This is a genomic window from Frigidibacter sp. RF13 (assembly GCF_026626305.1).
GTDB lineage: Bacteria > Pseudomonadota > Alphaproteobacteria > Rhodobacterales > Rhodobacteraceae > TMP-24.
Map to the genome: position 1 here is coordinate 83237 of NZ_JAPNUE010000008.1, position 18363 is coordinate 101599.

Consider the following 18363-nt stretch of genomic DNA (forward strand, 5'->3'; position numbering starts at 1 on the left):
AAAGGGCCGGGAGCGCGTGAACGGCCCCGGCCCGATCAGGCGGACGGCCCTCCAGCCAGCTTATGCGTGACGGCTGCGGTGGCCGATGTTGTAGTAGTTGCCGGTGCGGGTCTTGAGGTAGGGTTCGAGCGGGATTTCCTCTTGCTTGAGGAAGCCCTGTTTCGGGAGTTTTCCCTCGTTCACCATCTCGATGACCGCGACGACCGAGGCGGAGGTGGTCCAGGCGATCGCCGTGCGGTGTTTGTCGCCGATCTCGATCGGGTAATAGGCGCGGACGAACTCCTTGCGGCGGAGCTGGCCCGCCTGCCAGCCTTCGGCGGCAACATGGACATAGACCACATCCTCGTCGACCGGGGGTTTGGCGTTCGTCAGGATACGGCCCGCCTCGGCGCGGTTTTCGCGCATCAGAAGCTCGTGGAAGAAGAAGTTCATGAGCTTGACGTGACCAGGGTAGCGCATGGTCTTGTAGTCGAGGTTCTCGATCCGGTCGGCGTAGGTCTCGCACATGGTGCCGAGGCCGCCAGAGGTGGTGAAGGCCTCAAGCTGCATGCCGTCGATATAGAGGGTTTCCAGCCATTCCATCGCCGAGACGCTCTTGAGCACGCCTTCCTCGATCACTTCGCAGTCGTTCAGATATTCGTTCACGACGCCTTCGGGCGACCAGTTGAAGGCATAGCCGAGAAGGCCGGTGGGGTTCTGCGGCAGGGCGCCGACACGCAGGCGGATCGAACGGACCTTGTCGAATTGCTCGGCCAGATGCGCGCCGACGATGCCGACGAACCCGGGGGCGAGGCCGCACTGCGGGGCCATGATGCCTTTCGAGGTCTTGGCAAGCTCGCGGATATGTTTGGTGGTGGGGACGTCCTCGGTCAGGTCGAAATAGTGGAGCCCAAGCGTGTGGGCGACGGTCGAGACGCCGATATTGAGGTGATAGGGCAGGCAGGAGAGGATCGCCTCTTGCCCGGCCAGCACGTCCTTGAGCCCGGCCGTGTCGTTGAGATCGGCGGTGCGGGTCGCGAAGGGCGCATCGACCTGGCGCGCGTCGATGCCGGTGACGTCGAAGCCGGCTTCCGCGAGCAGTTCCGCCGCCAGATGACCGACCTTGCCGAGGCCGAGGACGGCCACTTTCCTGAATGACATGTTCTTTCCTTTTCCGTCATGCGGACCCCAGGGCGCGTGCTGGCGCAGGGTCCGGCTTGCCGACAATCTGCCGCAATCGACTGGCGGATTCTTCCGGCATATCGTCAGAAATGCCGGGGAAAACATGAATTATGGCAGGTCATCCGGCGGATTGGCGGGTGACGCAGGGGACCTTTCGGCAACGAAAAAACCGGGGCCCCGTGGGTCCCGGCTTACAGGTTTCGTCCGGGCTTCGCCCGGCCGATCTGCCGGGAGGGCTCTGCCCGCCCGGACCCTCCCGGAGTATTTCCGGACAGAACGTGAGGGGTGGATCAGATGTCGAATTTGACCCCTTGAGCGAGAGGGAGTTTGGATGAGTAGTTGAGCGTGTTGGTCTGGCGGCGCATGTAGCCTTTCCAGGCGTCCGAGCCGCTTTCGCGGCCGCCGCCGGTTTCCTTCTCGCCGCCGAAGGCGCCGCCGATTTCGGCGCCCGACGGGCCGATGTTGACGTTGGCGATGCCGCAGTCGGAGCCCGAGGCGGAGAGGAAGGTTTCGGCCTCGCGCATGTTGAGCGTGAAGATGCAGGAGGAGAGGCCTTGCGGCACGTCGTTTTGCAGCGCGATGGCTTCGTCGAGCGTGTCATAGCCCATGACATAGAGGATGGGGGCGAAGGTTTCCTCGCGCACCGTCTCGGTCTGGGCGGGCATTTCGACGATGGCCGGGGAGATATAGGCGCCGCCGGGGACGCCTGATGTCACAGCCTGGCCACCGTGGACCTTGCCGCCCTCGGATTTCGCCTGATCGAGCATCTTCAGCATCTTGTCGCGGGCGCCGGTGTCAATGAGCGGGCCGACGAGCTTGCCCGCTTCACGCGGGTCGCCCACCGGGAGCGACGCATAGGCTTTTGCGAGTTTCGCGACGAGGTCGTCCTTGATCGAATTGTGGGCGATGAGGCGGCGGAGCGAGGTGCAGCGCTGGCCGGCGGTGCCGACGGCGGAGAAGACGATGGCGCGGACGGCCATGTCCATGTCGGCCGAGGGGGCAACGATCATCGCATTGTTGCCGCCAAGTTCGAGGATCGGGCGGCCCCAGCGGGCCGAGACCCGCGGGCCGACGATGCCGCCCATGCGGGTCGAGCCAGTGGCCGAGACGATGGGGACCTGCTTCGAATTCACCAGCGCCTCGCCGATGGCGGGGCCGCCGATGACGAGCTGGCAGAGGCCTTCGGGCGCGTCATCGCCGAAACGCTTCAGCGCGCGTTCCATGATCTTTTGCGTGGCGATCGCGGTCAGCGGGGTCTTTTCCGACGGTTTCCAGATGACCGGGTCGCCGCAGACGAGCGCGAGGGCCGCGTTCCAGGACCAGACGGCGACGGGGAAGTTGAAGGCGGTGATGATGGCGCAGGGGCCAAGCGGGTGCCAGGTTTCCATCATCCGGTGGCCGGGGCGTTCGGAGGCGATGGTCAGGCCGTAGATCTGGCGGGAAAGGCCGACGGCGAAATCGCAGATGTCGATCATCTCCTGCACTTCGCCGAGGCCTTCGGAGGTGATCTTGCCCACTTCGAGCGTCACAAGGGCGCCGAGCGCGTCCTTGGCCGCGCGGAGTTCCTCGCCAAGAAGGCGGACAAGCTCGCCACGGCGGGGGGCAGGGACCTCGCGCCATTTCTTGAAGGCCGCTTGCGATCTGGCGATCACGGCATCCATGTCGGCCGGGTTCGTCTCGTGCACGCGGGCGATCTCGGCGCCGTCGATGGGCGAGCGGACGGGAAGTGTGCCGCCGGTGAGTTCGGCGGCGCTCAGGCCCGCGGCCTTGAGGATTTGATCGTGGGTCATGTCTGTCTCCCTTAAAGGACGGTGGCGCGCTGGTCTTCCATGCCCATCGAGGCAAGGAGCGGCGCGGATTGTTGCAGCGACTGGAAGTCGGCCTTGGACCCCATGTTACGCCAGTTCGCAAGGATCAACGACTGGGCGACGGCGCCGCCCAATGTGGTGCCGGGGCCGGTGATGATGAAGAGGTCGGGGGCGAATTCGCGGGCGGCGGTGCGGATTGCCGTGGTGAAATCGTAGGGCTCGAGGACCTGATGGCCGAGGGTATAGTCCCAGAGCCTTTCCGTGTCGGTCGCGCCCGGCCACCAGATGGTGCCGCGTCCGTCGACCATCGGCAGAGTGGGCTGGCCGAAGAGCGAAGGCGCGAGGCGCGCGCGGCCCTTTTCGGCGACCGGGGCTTGCAGCGCGCTATGGAAGGCGGCGTGGTTTTGGAGACGCATCGGAAAGCGACCCTGTACCGGCGGAACCGAGGCCTCGAATGCCTTCAGGCCTTCATCATTGCCGGCGAGAACCAGCATACCGCCGAGGTCGATGGAGAGGGTGAGGGCATGGCCGGGGCGCGTGTCGATTTCGGCGACAAGGGCCATGAGGTCGGCCTTCTGCGCGGGGTCGTTCTGCCAGTCGTCACCCACGAACGGGTAAAGCGTCTGGCCGCCGATCAGCGCCTCCTGCATCAAGGTGCCCATCGTGTTGACGACCTCGAAGCCAGCTTCCGGGGCAAGTGCGCCGCCGCAGGCGAGGGTGGAATACCAGCCCATGGAATTGCCGGTGACGGCGACGACGTCGATCTTGTCGCGGTTGATCGCGAGGAAGTCGCCGTAGGTGGCGGCGAAGATGAGGCCGGAGGCATTGTCGCCGCGCGTGTGTTTGGCGACCGAATAGGCGGGGGCGCTGTCGAGGGCGGTCAGGGTTTCCTGGCCGAGTGCCGCGCGGGCCGCGTCGAAGCGGGCGAGGAGCGCCCGGTCGGGGAAGAAGCGGCCAAGGTAGCCAAGTTCGGTTTTCGTGTAGGTGCCCCGGCCCGGGCAGATGACGACGGCGGTCTTGCGGGTCATTTCAGGCCCTCCAGCAGCCGTTTTGCGGCGGAATAGACACTGTCTGCGGACGGCATGGTCGCGGCATAGGCGGGGCCGGTGGCGATGAAACTGTCCTCGGCCGTGATGCGGGCGAGGGGCACATCGGTGCGCTCGGCGAAGAGCGCCATCAGCGCCTCGGCGACGCCGCCGGAGCGGCGGGTTTCGTCGACGATCAGGATGCGCTTGCAGCCCTGGACGGCCTGGACAAGCGCGTCGGCGGGCAGGGGAGAGAGCCAGCGGGTGTCGACGATCCGGGCCTTCACGCCTTCGGCGGCGAGGCGCGCCTCGGCCTGGCGGGAGAGATAGACGCCGTTGCCGAAGGTGACGATGGCGATGTCTTTGCCGTCGCCATGTTGGCCGACTTCGCCGAGGCGGATCGTCTCGGACGGGTCGGGGTAGCGGCACATCCAGCCGCCATCCTTGTCGGCGTGCAGATCGCGCATCGGGTAAAGCGCGATTGGTTCGAGGAAGACGACGACCCTTTGTTCCTCGCGCGCCAGCCGCACGCATTCGCGGACCATCTTCGCCGCGTCCGCACCGTTCGAGGGGACGGCGAGGATCAGACCCGGAATGTCGCGAAGGACGGCCACCGAATTGTCATTGTGGAAATGGCCGCCAAAGCCCTTCTGGTAGCCAAGGCCCGCGATGCGCAGGACCATCGGGTTTGTGTACTGGCCGTTCGAGAAGAAGGGCAGCGTCGCGGCCTCGCCCCGGAGCTGATCCTCGGCATTGTGGAGGTAGGCGAGGAACTGGATTTCGGGCATCGGCACGAAGCCATTCTGCGCCATGCCGATGGCGAGGCCGAGGATGGATTGCTCATCGAGAAGTGTATCGATCATCCGGTCGGGACCGAAGCGGGCGTGCAGCTTTTGCGTCACGCCATAGACACCGCCCTTGCGGCCCACATCCTCGCCCATCATCACGATCTCGGGGTGGGTCAGCATCAGGTCGGTGAGCGCCCAGTTGATAAGGCGCGACATGATCTGGGGTTCGTCCATCGCCTTCAGGTCGCCGCCGAGGGCTGCGGCGCGCGCCTCGGCGGTGGGGCCGTTCGTGGGCTTGCAGGCGCGTTTCGGCGGGATAAGCGATTCCATGACCTGCGCCGCGGTCTTGAGGCGGGGTCGAGTGATCGCCTCGCCGGCGACGCGGGCGACGCGGGCGTTCGTCTCGTTGTAGATGGCGAGCGCCTGGTCGGGAGTGAGTGCGCCGGACTGGTCGAGGAGGCGGACGGAATGGAGCAGCGGATCGTTCGCTTCCTCGGCCTCGACCTCGTCGCGGGACAGATAGGTGGTGGGCACGTCGGCGCCCGCATGACCGTAAAGGCGGATGGTCTTCACATGCAGGAAGGCGGGCTTGCGACGGGTGCGGACATAGTGGGCGGCTTCTTCGGCGACGCGGAACGTGTCGAAGATGTCGAGGCCGTTGCAGTGGAAGTATTTGAGGCCTGGACGGTTCTGGAAAGTCGCAGCGATCCAGCCGGTCGGGGTTTTCGTCGAGATGCCGATGCCATTATCCTCACAGACGAAGAGGAGTGGCAGCGGGATCGACTGGTAGGAAGTCCATTGCGCGGTGTTGAAGGCGCCCTGAGAGGTGGAATGGTTGGCGGACGCGTCACCGAAGGAGCAATAGACGATGGCGTCGTCCGGCAGTTCCTGATGTTCCGGCCGGTGGCGACGGGCGGCGCCGATGGAATAGGCGGCACCGACCGCTTTCGGCAGATGCGAGGCGATGGTCGAGGTCTGGGGCGGGATGTTCAAAGCCTTCGAGCCCAGCACCTTGTGACGGCCGCCGGAGATCGGGTCTTCCGCGGAAGAGGCAAAGGACAGAAGCATGTCCCATGCGATGGATTGGCCATCGACCTGACCTGCGCGCGCGATCTGGAAGGCGGCGTCGCGGTAGTGCAGGAAGGCCATGTCGGTCGGGCGAAGGGCGGCGGCGATGGCTGCGAGCCCCTCATGCCCCGAAGAGCCAATGGTGTAGAACCCCTGCCCCGCCCGCTGCATGACCCGGCTTTGCCGGTCGAGCGCGCGTGTCAGACAGCCGGCGCGGTAGATCGCCACCGCCTCCGGCCTGCTCAGCGGCCCAGACGGCGGCGAGCCCGGCGGCAGGTCGCGGGCGGCGACGCGGCGCAGGAAGTTGTCGTGAACGATATCGGCGCGGTCCATGGGAACTCACTCATCTTCATTTTCTGTCTTCAAATATCCCCGCCGGAGGCTCCCACGGAGGGTGCGGGACGCTCCGCGGGGGATATTTTCAGACAGAAAATGCCAGTCTCAGAAAAACGCCTGCAGCCCGGTGATGGCGCGGCCGAGGATCAGCGCGTGCACATCGTGGGTGCCTTCGTAGGTGTTCACGGTTTCGAGGTTCACCATGTGACGCATCACATGGAAATCCTCCTGGATGCCGTTGCCGCCGTGCATGTCGCGGGCGTGGCGGGCGATGTCCAGCGCCTTGCCGCAGTTGTTGCGCTTGATGATCGAGATCATCTCGGGCGCGGCGTTGGCTTCGTCCATCAGGCGGCCGACACGGAGCGAGGCCTGCAGGCCAAGGTTGATCTCGGTCAGCATGTTGGCGAGTTTCAGCTGGAAGATCTGTGTCTGCGCCAGCGGTTTCTGGAACTGCTTGCGGTCAAGGCCATACTGGCGGGCGGCGTGGAAGCAGGCTTCGGCCGCGCCCATCACGCCCCAGGAAATGCCGTAGCGGGCGCGGTTGAGGCAGCCGAACGGGCCTTTCAGGCCCTCGACGTTCGGCAGGAGCGCGTCCTCGCCGACCTCGACATTGTCCATCACGATCTCGCCGGTGATCGAGGCGCGGAGCGAAAGCTTGCCGCCGATTTTCGGTGCCGAAAGGCCCTTCATGCCCTTTTCAAGGACGAAGCCGCGGATCTTGCCGCCATGGGCTTCGGACTTGGCCCAGACGACGAAGACGTCGGCGATGGGCGCGTTCGAGATCCACATCTTGGAGCCATTCAGGACATAGCCGTTCGCGGTCTTCACCGCGCGGGTCTTCATGCCGGCGGGGTCGGAACCGGCGTCGGGTTCGGTCAGGCCGAAGCAGCCGATGAATTCGCCGCTGGCGAGTTTCGGCAGGTACTTATTGCGCTGTTCTTCCGAGCCGTAGGCGTAGATCGGATACATGACGAGCGAGGATTGCACCGACATCATCGAGCGGTAGCCGCTGTCGACGCGCTCGACCTCGCGCGCGATGAGGCCATAGGCGACGTAGGAGGCGCCGAGCCCGCCATATTCCTCGGGGACGGTGACGCCGAGAAGGCCCATCTCGCCCATTTCGCGGAAAATCGCGGGGTCGGTCTTTTCGTCGCGATAGGCCTCGGTCACGCGCGGCAGGAGCTTTTCCTGCGCATAGGCGCGGGCGCCGTCGCGCAGCATGCGCTCTTCCTCGGTCAGTTGGTCTTCCATGCGGAAGGCATCTTCCCAGTCGAAGCGGGAGAGGTCGGGGGCGTCTTTGGGTTTCAGGGCCATGGGATCCTCAGGTCAGGCTGGCGCAGAAGCGCGTGATACGTTTGCAGGCCTCGGAGAGCGAGGCGCGGGAATAGGCGTAGGACAGGCGGAAATGGCCGGGCACGCCAAAGGCGCGGCCGGGGACGAGGGCGACGCCTTCCTCTTCGAGAAGTGCGCGGCAGAAGTCAGCGTCTTTTTCAATCGTCACGCCCGATGGGGCGCGTTTGCCGAAGGTCGCGCTACAGTCGGGGAAGAGGTAGAAGGCGCCGTCGGCCGAGGCGCAGCGAATGAGGCCGGTGGCGTTCAGCGCCGCCTGCACCATATCGCGGCGGGCGCGGAAATCGTCGTTGCGTTCGGCCAGCATCTGCTGGTCGCCGGTCAGCGCCGCCAGCGCGGCAGCCTGAGAAACCGACGAGGCGCCCGAGGTGATCTGGCCCTGGACCGCGACCATCGCGTCGATCAGACGCTTGGGTGCAATGCCCCAGCCGATGCGCCAGCCGGTCATGGCGTAGCTTTTCGAGACGCCGTTCACGATCAGCGTGCGGTCGGCGAGGTCGGGGGCGATGGCGCGGAACGACGTGTAGGGCACGTAGCAGATATGCTGGTAGATCTCGTCGGCGATGATGCCGACATGGGGATTGTCGCGCAGGACTTCGGCCAGGGCTTCGAGTTGCGCGGCGGAATAGACCGCGCCCGAGGGGTTGCCGGGCGAATTGAGGAGTAGCCAGCGTGTGTGCGGCGTAATGGCGGCGGCGAGTTGTTCGGCGGTGATGGCGAAGCCGTTCTCGGCGGTCGTCGGAATGATGACGGGTTTGCCGCCGCAGACGCCCACCATGTCGGGGTACGACGTCCAGTAGGGCGCGCCAATGATCACTTCCTCACCCGGTTCGAGGGTGGCGAAGAAGGCGTTGAAGATCACCTGCTTGGCGCCGGTGCAGACGATGATTTCGGAAGTCTCCGGCCGGTAGCCGTTCACCCGTTCGCAATCGGCGGCGATGGCGGCACGGAGTTCGGCCGTACCCACGGTGGCAGTGTAGGTGGTCTGCCCGGCCTGCGCAGCCTTGTAGGACGCGTCGATCACGAGGGCGGGCGTCGGAAAGTCGGGCTCGCCCGTGCCCAGCGAAATCACGTCGCGACCCGCCTTCTTAAGCGCGGCGGCGGCTTCGGAGATTTGCAGGATTTCCGACAGCTCGACAGTAGCGATACGGGCGGCGCGGCGGAACGGGTCAGACATCTGGGCCTCGGCACAAGCGGATCGCGTATGCTTATGAGCCATTGTTCTCCGCCAAAATAACCCTATTCTGGCGATGATATATGTATGGAGCGCATATATGGCCATTCCACGCCGCTTCCTGCCCTCGATCAGCCTGCTCTCTGCCTTCGAAGCGGTCTGCCGCACCGGATCGACGCTCGCCGCGGCGCGTGACCTTGACCTGACGCAGGGGGCGGTCAGCCGCCTGATCCAGAATCTGGAGGCCCAGCTTGGCCAGGCGCTGTTCCTGCGCGAGGGGCGGCGGCTGGTGCCGACCGATGCGGCGCTCGCCTATGCGCGCGATGTGGTCAAGGCGCTTGATCTCATTTCGCGGGGCGCGATGCGCGTCAGGTCGAACACCGGGGGCGGCACACTGTCGCTGTCGATCCTGCCGACCTTCGGAACCCGCTGGCTTGCACCGCGCCTGCCACGGTTCCTGGCCGCCCATCCCGGCATCACGATCAACCTTGGCACGCGCCTGCGCCCCTTCGACTTTGAGGAAGAGGGTTTTGACGCCGCCATCCATTTCGGCGATCCGGTCTGGCCGAACGCGGGGTTTCTGAAGCTGTTCGATGAACGGCTGCTGGCCTGCGCTTCTCCGGGCCTGCTGCGCGACCATCCGGTCACGGCGCCCGAGGACCTTCTGCGCCTGCCGCTTCTGCAACTCGAAACCCGGCCGGCCGCCTGGGCGGGATGGTTTCAAGCGCATGGGGTGGAGGCCGCAACGCCCTCGGGCATGCTGTTCGATCAGTTTGCGACGATGATCCAGTCCGCGATCTACGGACTTGGCGTGGCGCTGCTGCCGGAGTTCCTTGCCCGGACCGAATTGGCGGAAGGCCGACTTGTTGCCGCCTGGGGAGAGCCGACGCCAGCGGAAGGAAGCTATTACCTCGTCTGGCCCCGGGTGGGTGAATGGTATCCGCCCCTGCAGGCCTTCCGCAGCTGGCTGGGCGAGGAGGCCGCCGACCCGGACGGAACCGCGAACCTGCCTGGTTGACTGCCGCGTCAAGAACACGCAAGCTCGCGCCATCATGAACCCGCGTCCCGATATCCACGACCGCCTTGCGGCCTCTCTGAAGGCCGCGCGCAAATCCAAGGGTCTGAGCCTCGATGCCGTCGCCCGCCTGTCGGGCGTCAGCCGGTCTATGGTCAGCCAGATCGAACGGGGCGAGAGCAGCCCGACCGTCGCGACGCTCTGGAACCTGACGCAGGCGCTGCAGGTTGATTTCGCCGGGCTGCTGGAGGGCAAGACCGCGCCGGGGATCGAAGTGATCCGCGCCAGCGCCGCGCCCACGATCAGCGGCCGGGGCGACGGGGTAAAGATCCGCATCCTGTCACCGGCAGAATCGGCGGGCGAGCATGAGGTCTACGAGCTGCATTTCGCGACCGGCGGCACGCTGGTCTCCGACCCGCACAGCCCGGGTTGCCGCGAACATGTGACCGTGCTGGAAGGCATGGTCCAGGTCATGTCGGGCGAAGAGGAGCAGACGCTCGGCGAAGGCGATACAGCCCGCTATTTCGCCGACCGCCCGCACAGCATTTCGGCGGCAGACGGCGCGGCGCGCGCCATTCTCATCGTCCAGAACAGTTGATGGCTGCTCATCGTCGCACTGCGTGCGCTCTTCGCATTCCAGACGAGAAGCGAAGCGCAAGAGGAAGATATTCCATCATCACGGAATGTTATCCGCCATCTTGACATCTAGGTGCGGGAGGCGCACTATTCCGTCATACTGGAGGATCATCTATCATGTCGGATACATCCGTTTTCCTGTCCCATCTTCGCGACACGCTCACCAGCATCGAGGCCGAAGGCCTTCTGAAGCGCGAGCGTCTGATCACCTCGGCGCAGGGCGCGCATGTGAAGGTCGCTGGGCGCGACATGCTGAACCTGTGCGCCAACAACTACCTCGGGCTGGCCGACGACCTCCGGCTGGTGGCGGCGGCGAAGGCAGTGATGGATGATCACGGCTATGGCATGGCCTCGGTCCGGTTCATCTGCGGCACGCAGGACCTGCACCGCGCGTTGGAGAAACGGATCGCGGATTTCCTGGGGCATGAGGATTCGATCCTGTTCGCCGCCTGTTTCGATGCGAACGGCGGGTTGTTCGAGCCCCTTCTCGGGCCCGAGGATGCGATCATCTCGGACGCCTTGAACCATGCCTCGATCATCGACGGCATCCGCCTGTGCAAGGCGCAGCGCTACCGGTATGCCAATTCCGACATGGGCGAGCTGGAAGAGCGGCTGAAGGAGGCGCGGGCCAAGGGTGCGCGCTTCATCATGATCGCGACGGATGGTGTCTTCTCGATGGACGGCTATCTGGCGAAGCTTGGGGAAATCCGGGCGCTTGCCGATCGGTATGGTGCCTTGGTCATGGTCGACGATTGTCATGCGACGGGGTTCATGGGGCCCGAGGGCCGGGGGACGCCGGCGCACGCCGGGATCAAGGCCGATGTGATGACCGGCACCTTGGGCAAGGCTCTGGGCGGCGCGCTCGGCGGCTATATTGCCGGGGCGCAGCCGGTGATCGATTTGCTGCGGCAGCGCGCGCGGCCTTACCTGTTCTCGAACGCGCTGCCGCCTGCGGTGGTCGCGGCAGGGCTGGCGGCGCTGGATATCGTCGAGGCGGCGGATGACCTGCGGTCCCAGCTTTTCGACAATGCGCGCTACTGGCGGGCGGGGCTCACGGATGCGGGGTTCCGGCTCTTGCCGGGCGAACATCCGATCATTCCAGTGATGCTGGGCGATGCGGCTCTGTCGCAACGCATGGCGGCGGAGCTTTACGAACGCGGCATCTATGTCGCGGGCTTCTTCTTCCCGGTGGTGCCGAAGGGCCAGGCCCGCATCCGCACCCAGATGAACGCGCGGCTGACGCGCACGGATTTGGACTTTGCGCTCGATGCCTTCCGGGCGGCGGGCAAGGCGGTGGGGGCGATCTGATGTCAAACGAAATGAAAGCGCTGGTGAAGGCCAAGCCCGAGGAAGGCCTGTGGATGGAGCGCCGCCCCGTGCCCGAGATCGGACCGGACGATGTGCTGATCAGGATCAACAAGACCGGCATCTGCGGCACCGACATCCACATCTGGAACTGGGATGAATGGGCCAAGCGCACGGTGCCGGTGCCGCTGGTGACGGGGCATGAATTCGCGGGCGAGATCGTGGAACTCGGCCGCGATGTCCGGGACCTGAAGATCGGGCAGCGCTGTTCGGGCGAGGGGCATCTCATTGGCCATCAGAGCCGCCAGTCGCGGTCGGGCAAGTTCCACCTCGACCCCGAGACGCGGGGGATCGGGGTGAACGAGCAGGGCGCTTTCGCCGAATATCTGCGGTTGCCGGCCTTCAACGTCGTGCCGCTGCCGGACGAGATCGACGACGAGATCGGGGCGATCCTCGATCCGCTGGGGAATGCCGTTCACACCGCTTTGTCCTTCGATCTCATCGGCGAGGATGTGCTGATCACCGGCGCGGGGCCGATCGGGATCATGGCGGCGGCGGTGGCGCGGCATGTGGGCGCGCGCCATGTCGTCATCACCGACGTCAATCAGGCGCGGCTGGATCTGGCGGCCGAGGTCACGGATGTCTTGCCGGTGAATGTCGCCACTCAGGATCTGAAAGAGGTCGAAGGCAAGCTGAAGATGCAGCAGGGCTTCGATGTCGGCATGGAAATGTCGGGCAATCAGGCGGCGCTCGACCAGATGGTCGAGAATATGGTGATGGGCGGGCGGATCGCGATGCTGGGCATTCCGCCGGGCAAGTCTCCGGTCGACTGGTCGCGCATCGTCTTCAAGGCGATCACCATCAAGGGCGTCTATGGCCGCGAGATTTTCGAGACCTGGTACAAGATGATCGCGATGCTGCAGAACGGGCTCGATATCCGCAAGGTCATCACCCACCGTTTCAAGGTCGATGAATTCGAGGACGGATTCGCGGCGATGAAATCGGGGCTCTCCGGCAAGGTCGTGCTCGACTGGCGCTGAGCGGAACGGCGGGGCCAAATTCCTTCGCGAAGGAATTTGGCGGCACCCGCGCGCGAGACATCAGCCGGTGGCGATGCGGGGCCGGCCTTGCGCCGTCACGCGCAGGCGCGCCTCGATGAACATCGGCTGGCCCTCGACCTCGATCTCGGACAGATCGCGCGTGACCGACAGGCGCACCTCCTCGACGCCCGCGGCGCGTGCCCGGGCATCGGCGTCGGCCGACAGGGCGCGTTCCAGCGCCTGAAGCGCCTTGTCGCGGTCATTGAACCGTTTCGGCCCCTCGGGCAGATGGGCGGCGAAGACACCCGGTCCGGGGGCGGTCACGATCCCCTCGGCATGCATCGCGACCTGCCCCACCACAGCGCCGATCGCATTTGCCACGCCCGCATGTTCAGGCAGGATTATCCGCGTGCCGAGCCGGGGACCGAGCGGCGGGTAGTAGCTGGGCGCCGAGGCGCCAAGGCCGATCACCGGCACGCCGAGCGACAGGTTCACCCTCACCACGCCCTGATGGCGGTCCAACCCCGCGAGCGTCAGCCCGTGGCGCGCGAGGGCCTCGGGCGTGTCGCGGCCCCAATCGCGGTCGTCCTCTCCGAAGGCGGCTTCCAGCAGGCAGTCTTCGGTCTGGCGTTCCAGTTGCGCGATGATCTGCGACGCCAGCGCCTCCGGACCCGCTGCAATCCGGTCGCCGCGCCCGTTCCGGCGGCGGGCCATAAGCGTCACCGCCTTGCGCGCCGCCTCGCTGTCCCAGCTGTCCAGCCGGCTGAGTACATGGCTCGCGTCCGAGGGCGTGACGCCCGCGATCATCACCGCGCCGCGCGCGACGAGTTTCATCAGTGCGGGCAGTTCCAGCCGCGTGCGCACCGCGTCGGCAACCCGGAGCGGTCCCGCCATTAGACGCGCCGCCACCGCTTCTTCGCGCGGCCCGAGGCCGGGGGGCGGGGCGACATGCCAGAGCGGCACGGCGAAGCGGCCGTCATGTTCGCCGATCGCATCCATCGTCAGCCACTGGTCGAGTGCCGCATGCACGAGATCCGGGTAGTCGCGCGCGGCGAGCGCGACCGGCATCAGGCGACGGGGTCCGAGGCGGAGGCCGGTTTCCAGCCCTTCGAGCAGATGCACCTCGCTGTCGCCGCCAAGGCCGGTGGTGCGCATCGCCACCGCTTCGACCATGGTGCGGAAGGCGCCGACGCGGGCGCCTTCGGGGTCTATGGCGGGCTTGCCGTCCTTCAGAAGGCAGACATCGGTCGTGGTGCCGCCGATGTCGGAGACGAGCGCGTTCCGCTCGCCGGTCAGCCAGCTTGCCCCGGCGATGGAGGCCGCCGGACCGGAGAGGATCGTCTCGATCGGGCGTTCGCGGGCGAGGTTCGCCGAGACGAGCGCCCCGTCGCCGCGGACGACCATCAGCGGTGCCTTGATGCCGATGACCGTCATGTGATGTTCGCAGGCGCTGATCAGCCGGTCGATCATGCCAATGAGACGCGCGTTCAGAACCGCCGTCAGCGCCCGGCGCGGACCGTTCAGCCCGGCGGAGAGTTCATGCGAGCAAGTGACCGGCAGGTGGGCGATGCGGCGGATCGCCTCGCGCGCGGCGTTTTCGTGGGCCGGATTGCGGGTGGCAAAGGCCGAAGCCACGGCAAAACCGGTGACCTCGGGCGCGAGCCGCGCCACCTCGGCTTCGACCCGCGCGAGGTCAAGGGGCCGCACTTCGCCGCCGCCGTGATTGTGGCCGCCCGCGACCATGACGACGGGATCGCCCTTCATCGCCTCGATCAGACCGGCGCGGCCAAGCTCTGCCTCGTCGAAGCCGACGAAGATCAGCGCGACGCGGCCGCCCTGCCCTTCGACCAGCGCGTTCGTGGCGAGTGTGGTCGACAGCGACACCATCGCGATGTCGCCGGGCGCCACGCCCGCCTTCTCGACGGCGGCGTCAATCGCGCGTCCGACGCCCAGCGCCAGATCAGGGCGCGTGGTCAGCGATTTCGCCGACGCGACAACGCGGTCGGCGCCTTCGTCCAGCACGACGGCGTCGGTATAGGTGCCGCCGGTATCGACGCCCAGAAGATAGGCCATCCCATTCCCCTTCCGATCCTTGGGGTCCTATGCCCCCTTGAGGATCCTGTCCGCGCCCATCCAGCCCACGAGGATGGACGGGGCATTGGTATTGCCCCCGATCAGCGTTGGGAAGACCGAAGCGTCGCAGACGCGCAGTCCTTCCACCCCGTGAACCTTCAGATCGGCATCGACGACCGAGGTCGCCGGGTCCGGCCCCATGCGCGCGGTGCAGGACGGGTGATAGACTGTGCCTGAGCGGGCACGGAAATCGGCGATCAGGTCTTCGTCGCTGGTCACTTGCGGACCGGGGCGCAGCTCCTCGGCGATCAGCGCGCGGATGGGCTCCTGCGCGGCGATCTGGCGGAGGTGTTTGACCGCCAGCAGCATCTCCTGAACGTCGTGGTCGGTCGAGAAGGCGTTTGCCGTGATCTTGGGATGGGCGAAGGGATCGGCCGACTTCAGCATGATCTCGCCCCGGCTGGTCGGACGGCAGTTCGACAAGCCGATCGAGAGGCCGGAGAACGGGTCGGGGGTCAGCAAGGGCCGTTCGCCCGGGCGCGGCAGCAGGGTCGAGAAGGCCTGGAAGTAGAGCTGCATGTTGGGGCGCGGCAGATCCGGCGAGGTGCGGAAGAAGCCGCCCGCATGGTTGATCGATTTCGCCAGCGGCCCCTTGCCGCCCAGGAAATATTGCATGCCAACGAGGACCTTGCCCCACCAGGGCCGCAGGACGTCGTTGTAGGTGGGCACCTTCATCCGCCAGGTGTAGTTGATGCCCTGATGGTCGTTCAGATGTTGGCCGACATTGGCATTGTCCTGAACGACCGGAATGCCGTGTTCCCGCAGATGCGCACCCGGTCCGATGCCCGACAGCATCAGAAGCTGCGGCGTGTTGATCGCGCCGCCCGCAAGGATCACCTCGCGCCCGGCCCGTGCCGTCTCGCGCTGTCCCTTGCGCAGATATTCGACGCCCACGGCACGGCGGCCTTCGAACAAGACCCGGGTGACGTGAGCCCGGGTCACGACAGTCACATTCGGCCGCTTCATCGCAGGCCGCAGGAAGGCGCGCGCAACGGAATTGCGCCGGGCGCCCTTGATCGTCATCTGGTAGATGCCGACGCCTTCCTGTTCGGCGCCGTTGAAGTCGGTATTGCGCCTCAGACCCGTCGCTTCGGCCGAGGCGGTGAATGTCTCGACCAAAGGATGCAGGTCGCGGCGGTTGGCCGAGATGAAGAGCGGCCCGCCCGCACCCCGCCAATCATCCGCTCCCGCCTCGTTATTCTCGATCGCCCGGTAGGCGGCGCGGACCGCCTCCCAGCCCCAACCCGGATTTCCGGCGGCCTCCCAGTCGTCATAGTCCGATGCATGACCGCGGATCCACACCATCGCATTGATCGAAGAAGAACCGCCGAGAATCTTGCCCCTCGGCCAATGGTCTCGGTTACCGGCAAGCCCCGGATCGGGCTCGGTCGCGTACATCCAGTTGACCGCTGGATCGTAGAAAAGCTTTCCATAGCCAAGCGGCAGTTGAACATAGAAGCGCCGGTCGGAGCCGCCAGCCTCCAGCACCAGCACCGAATGCCGCCCGTTTGCCGACAGACGCTCCGCCAGTACGCAGCCCGCGGACCCCGCGCCGACGATGATGAAATCGAATTGTCTGGCCTGCATTAGCGCCTCCGTCCTCAAGGCTTAATCGGGCCAAGAGGGGCTCCGGTCCGCCCGCAAAACGACAGAAACCGTCGCTTTCGGCACAGCCCTGCAGCCAAGTTCGCACCCAAGTGCAGAATTGGTGTGAAGCTTCCGCGTCTAGGCGGCGCGCGGCGATCTAGAGCGGCCGGGCATCGTCGGACCTGCCGGCGGTAACGGGCCCGCGAGGCGGCCGGGAAAGTCGGCGCGGAACCTGAGGGCGAGATCGGCGAAGTCGAACCCTACCGCAGAGGCAGGCATCAGCGGCCAATCCTCGGGCCAGAGGCAAAGCATCAACCGGTCGTCGGATGAAAGCCGCAAGACGAAGCCAACCGCCCGCAGGCGGTGCTGCAGATCGAACCAGTCGGCTGCCTCGCGCGCCGCAAGGCGGATGCGCGCGCCTGCCGGAAGCTCAACCGCCGCCTGAAGGCCGTTCGCCTCCGCAAGGACGGAGGCGACATAGTCCGCCGCCCCAAGACCCGCGCGCCGCGCCGACTGACCGCAGAGCAGAAGAAGCTCCTTCGGCAGATCGATATAGATGCGTGCATGCTCGGCCATGCGCCAAACCTACGCGCGCTTGGTTAACGCGACCTTAGCGGCCGCAGTACCTCAAAGTGGGACGAAGGTGCCACTCGCCCCGTCATACTGCTGCAGCCCGCCGTCGCCGATATCGTTCCAGAGCCCGTGCAGCGACAGTTCCCCCGCCTCGACCGCCGTGCGGACGAAGGGGAAGGTCATCAGATTTTCAAGGCTTACCACCACCGCCTGCTTTTCGAGCGCGGTCACCCGCTCTGCCTCGTCGGCGATATCCTTGATCCGTTCGTAGCCCGGGCGCAGGATGTCCATCCAGCGGCCGACATAGCTCGCCCTGTCCTCGAGCTGCGGTGCATGTCCGCAGCACATGTCGTGGCAGCCGCGCGCGCCGCCGCAGCCCGAATGGCCCATCACCACCAGATGCGCGACCTTCAGCGCCGTCACGCCATACTCCAGCGCCGCCGAGGTGCCGTGATGCTCGCCGTCGGGGTTATGCGGCGGCACCAGATTGGCGATGTTGCGGTGGATGAAGAACTCGCCCTGGTCCGCCCCGAAGATCGACGTGACATGAACCCGGCTGTCGCAGCAGGAAATCACCATGGCGCGCGGGTGCTGGCCACCCATGGCGAGGCGCTTGTACCAGGCCTTGTTCTCCTCCCAGGTGGTGGCCTTCCAGCCGTGATAGCGTTGGACGAGGTAGGAGGGCAGCGGTTTGGCGTGGCTCGTCATCACTTCTCCCTGAACTTTTCCGCCGAAAGGCGATCCGGCTTTCCTTACGGTGCCGATCGTTCGAATTCGAGCGTTTTTTACGACGGCCATCAACCTTTTCTTGAGCGGCAGGCGCGAAGCTCATGCCCGCATTTGGGGTGCGGTTGAAGGAGGGTCAAGATGCCGGTTCTGGCAATCTTGCGCCACGAGGAAGGGGTCCGGCTTGACCCCGATCCTCTGGTGGCGCTGTTCGCGGAGCTTGGAGAGAGAGGGGCGGAGCGGGTGGTACGCCGGGCGCTCCTCGAACTTTCCGAACAGCTGTCCGAGGTCGCCGACCATTTCGCGGCGGGCCAAACGGATACATTGATCCGTAGCGCGCGAATGCTGGCGAAAGTCGCCGAACAGGTGGGCATGGCAACGCTCGCACGTGTGGCCCGCGACGTCGTCTCGACCAGCGAAGCGGTTGAGACGACCGCACAGGCGGCAACCGTGGCCCGGCTCGGCCGTATCGGAGAACGCTCGCTCGCTGCGCTCTGGGACCTGAGCGAAGCGGGCGGCTGAGGCGGCCGTCCGGGCCGCTCCTCCGGCGCGGACCGCGCCGTCCTCGCGAAGTGAGCGGGCACGCTCGATGAGCGACCTTTCCCGGGATTCGCACCCGCCCGCGCAAGGGTCTTGCG

Annotated in this window: 15 protein-coding genes; 5 read left to right on the plus strand and 10 right to left on the minus strand. The window is 66.0% G+C overall.

The annotated features are described in order from the left end of the window. Positions 1-60: 60 nt before the first annotated feature. From OU426_RS14715 to OU426_RS14740, 6 genes are all read right to left on the minus strand, one after another. Positions 61-1140 carry a saccharopine dehydrogenase C-terminal domain-containing protein gene (locus OU426_RS14715; RefSeq protein WP_267634799.1) on the minus strand — a complete coding sequence of 360 codons (1080 nt, stop codon included), beginning with the start codon at positions 1138-1140 and terminating at the stop codon, positions 61-63. Positions 1141-1451: 311 nt separating this feature from the next. Next, positions 1452-2951 carry an L-piperidine-6-carboxylate dehydrogenase gene (gene amaB / locus OU426_RS14720; RefSeq protein ID WP_267634800.1) on the minus strand — a complete coding sequence of 500 codons (1500 nt, stop codon included), beginning with the start codon at positions 2949-2951 and terminating at the stop codon, positions 1452-1454. An 11-nt stretch (positions 2952-2962) separates the two neighbouring features. Beyond that, on the minus strand, positions 2963-3997 hold the full coding sequence (locus OU426_RS14725; protein WP_267634801.1) for an ACP S-malonyltransferase: 1035 nt from the start codon (positions 3995-3997) through the stop codon (positions 2963-2965). Further along, positions 3994-6183 (minus strand): dehydrogenase E1 component subunit alpha/beta, encoded by a 2190-nt coding sequence (locus OU426_RS14730; protein WP_267634802.1) that lies wholly within the window; start codon positions 6181-6183, stop codon positions 3994-3996. Before OU426_RS14730 ends, OU426_RS14725 begins: the two co-directional genes overlap by 4 nt. 108 nt (positions 6184-6291) lie before the next feature. Continuing rightward, complete coding sequence (locus tag OU426_RS14735; RefSeq protein ID WP_267634803.1) at positions 6292-7500, minus strand: acyl-CoA dehydrogenase; 1209 nt, start codon at positions 7498-7500, stop codon at positions 6292-6294. Positions 7501-7507: 7 nt separating this feature from the next. Next, positions 7508-8713, minus strand: coding sequence for a pyridoxal phosphate-dependent aminotransferase (locus OU426_RS14740; RefSeq protein WP_267634804.1), 1206 nt, complete (start codon positions 8711-8713; stop codon positions 7508-7510). A 97-nt stretch (positions 8714-8810) separates the two neighbouring features. On the opposite strand from OU426_RS14740, the gene OU426_RS14745 reads away from it, so the two are divergent. The 4 genes from OU426_RS14745 (at position 8811) to tdh (ending at position 12706) form a co-directional block, all read left to right on the plus strand. Beyond that, on the plus strand, positions 8811-9728 hold the full coding sequence (locus tag OU426_RS14745) for a LysR family transcriptional regulator (RefSeq protein WP_267634805.1): 918 nt from the start codon (positions 8811-8813) through the stop codon (positions 9726-9728). A 34-nt stretch (positions 9729-9762) separates the two neighbouring features. Further along, entirely contained in the window at positions 9763-10323 is a 561-nt protein-coding gene (locus OU426_RS14750) for a helix-turn-helix domain-containing protein (RefSeq protein WP_267634806.1), read from the plus strand. A 155-nt stretch (positions 10324-10478) separates the two neighbouring features. After that, positions 10479-11669: a glycine C-acetyltransferase gene (locus OU426_RS14755; protein ID WP_267634807.1), complete on the plus strand. Its 1191-nt coding sequence runs from the start codon at positions 10479-10481 to the stop codon at positions 11667-11669. 11 nt (positions 11670-11680) lie between these two features. Then, positions 11681-12706 (plus strand): L-threonine 3-dehydrogenase, encoded by a 1026-nt coding sequence (tdh, locus tag OU426_RS14760; RefSeq protein WP_267634830.1) that lies wholly within the window; start codon positions 11681-11683, stop codon positions 12704-12706. Positions 12707-12766: 60 nt separating this feature from the next. Here the strand turns inward: tdh and OU426_RS14765 are convergent, their stop codons facing one another. The 4 genes from OU426_RS14765 to OU426_RS14780 all read right to left on the minus strand — a co-directional run bounded on the left by OU426_RS14765 (position 12767) and on the right by OU426_RS14780 (position 17707). Next, positions 12767-14779: a hydantoinase/oxoprolinase N-terminal domain-containing protein gene (locus OU426_RS14765; RefSeq protein WP_267634808.1), complete on the minus strand. Its 2013-nt coding sequence runs from the start codon at positions 14777-14779 to the stop codon at positions 12767-12769. A gap of 27 nt (positions 14780-14806) precedes the next feature. Next, entirely contained in the window at positions 14807-16426 is a 1620-nt protein-coding gene (locus OU426_RS14770; RefSeq protein ID WP_267634809.1) for a GMC family oxidoreductase, read from the minus strand. A gap of 138 nt (positions 16427-16564) precedes the next feature. Then, positions 16565-17002 (minus strand): hypothetical protein, encoded by a 438-nt coding sequence (locus tag OU426_RS14775; protein WP_267634810.1) that lies wholly within the window; start codon positions 17000-17002, stop codon positions 16565-16567. A gap of 51 nt (positions 17003-17053) precedes the next feature. Beyond that, complete coding sequence (locus OU426_RS14780) at positions 17054-17707, minus strand: carbonic anhydrase (protein ID WP_267634811.1); 654 nt, start codon at positions 17705-17707, stop codon at positions 17054-17056. Between the two features lie 159 nt (positions 17708-17866). Between OU426_RS14780 and OU426_RS14785 the strand changes: the two genes are divergently transcribed. After that, entirely contained in the window at positions 17867-18247 is a 381-nt protein-coding gene (locus tag OU426_RS14785) for a hypothetical protein (protein WP_267634812.1), read from the plus strand. Positions 18248-18363 lie beyond the last annotated feature (116 nt).

Coding starts and splice junctions, on each gene's coding strand:
- OU426_RS14715 (WP_267634799.1), bottom strand. CDS start 1,140: ATGTCATTCAGGAAAGTGGCCGTCCTCGGCCTCGGCAAGGTCGGTCAT.
- OU426_RS14765 (WP_267634808.1), bottom strand. CDS start 14,779: ATGGCCTATCTTCTGGGCGTCGATACCGGCGGCACCTATACCGACGCC.
- OU426_RS14740 (WP_267634804.1), bottom strand. CDS start 8,713: ATGTCTGACCCGTTCCGCCGCGCCGCCCGTATCGCTACTGTCGAGCTG.
- OU426_RS14775 (WP_267634810.1), bottom strand. CDS start 17,002: ATGGCCGAGCATGCACGCATCTATATCGATCTGCCGAAGGAGCTTCTT.
- OU426_RS14770 (WP_267634809.1), bottom strand. CDS start 16,426: ATGCAGGCCAGACAATTCGATTTCATCATCGTCGGCGCGGGGTCCGCG.
- OU426_RS14730 (WP_267634802.1), bottom strand. CDS start 6,183: ATGGACCGCGCCGATATCGTTCACGACAACTTCCTGCGCCGCGTCGCC.
- OU426_RS14755 (WP_267634807.1), top strand. CDS start 10,479: ATGTCGGATACATCCGTTTTCCTGTCCCATCTTCGCGACACGCTCACC.
- tdh (WP_267634830.1), top strand. CDS start 11,681: ATGAAAGCGCTGGTGAAGGCCAAGCCCGAGGAAGGCCTGTGGATGGAG.
- OU426_RS14785 (WP_267634812.1), top strand. CDS start 17,867: ATGCCGGTTCTGGCAATCTTGCGCCACGAGGAAGGGGTCCGGCTTGAC.
- OU426_RS14750 (WP_267634806.1), top strand. CDS start 9,763: ATGAACCCGCGTCCCGATATCCACGACCGCCTTGCGGCCTCTCTGAAG.
- OU426_RS14725 (WP_267634801.1), bottom strand. CDS start 3,997: ATGACCCGCAAGACCGCCGTCGTCATCTGCCCGGGCCGGGGCACCTAC.
- amaB (WP_267634800.1), bottom strand. CDS start 2,951: ATGACCCACGATCAAATCCTCAAGGCCGCGGGCCTGAGCGCCGCCGAA.
- OU426_RS14780 (WP_267634811.1), bottom strand. CDS start 17,707: ATGACGAGCCACGCCAAACCGCTGCCCTCCTACCTCGTCCAACGCTAT.
- OU426_RS14735 (WP_267634803.1), bottom strand. CDS start 7,500: ATGGCCCTGAAACCCAAAGACGCCCCCGACCTCTCCCGCTTCGACTGG.
- OU426_RS14745 (WP_267634805.1), top strand. CDS start 8,811: ATGGCCATTCCACGCCGCTTCCTGCCCTCGATCAGCCTGCTCTCTGCC.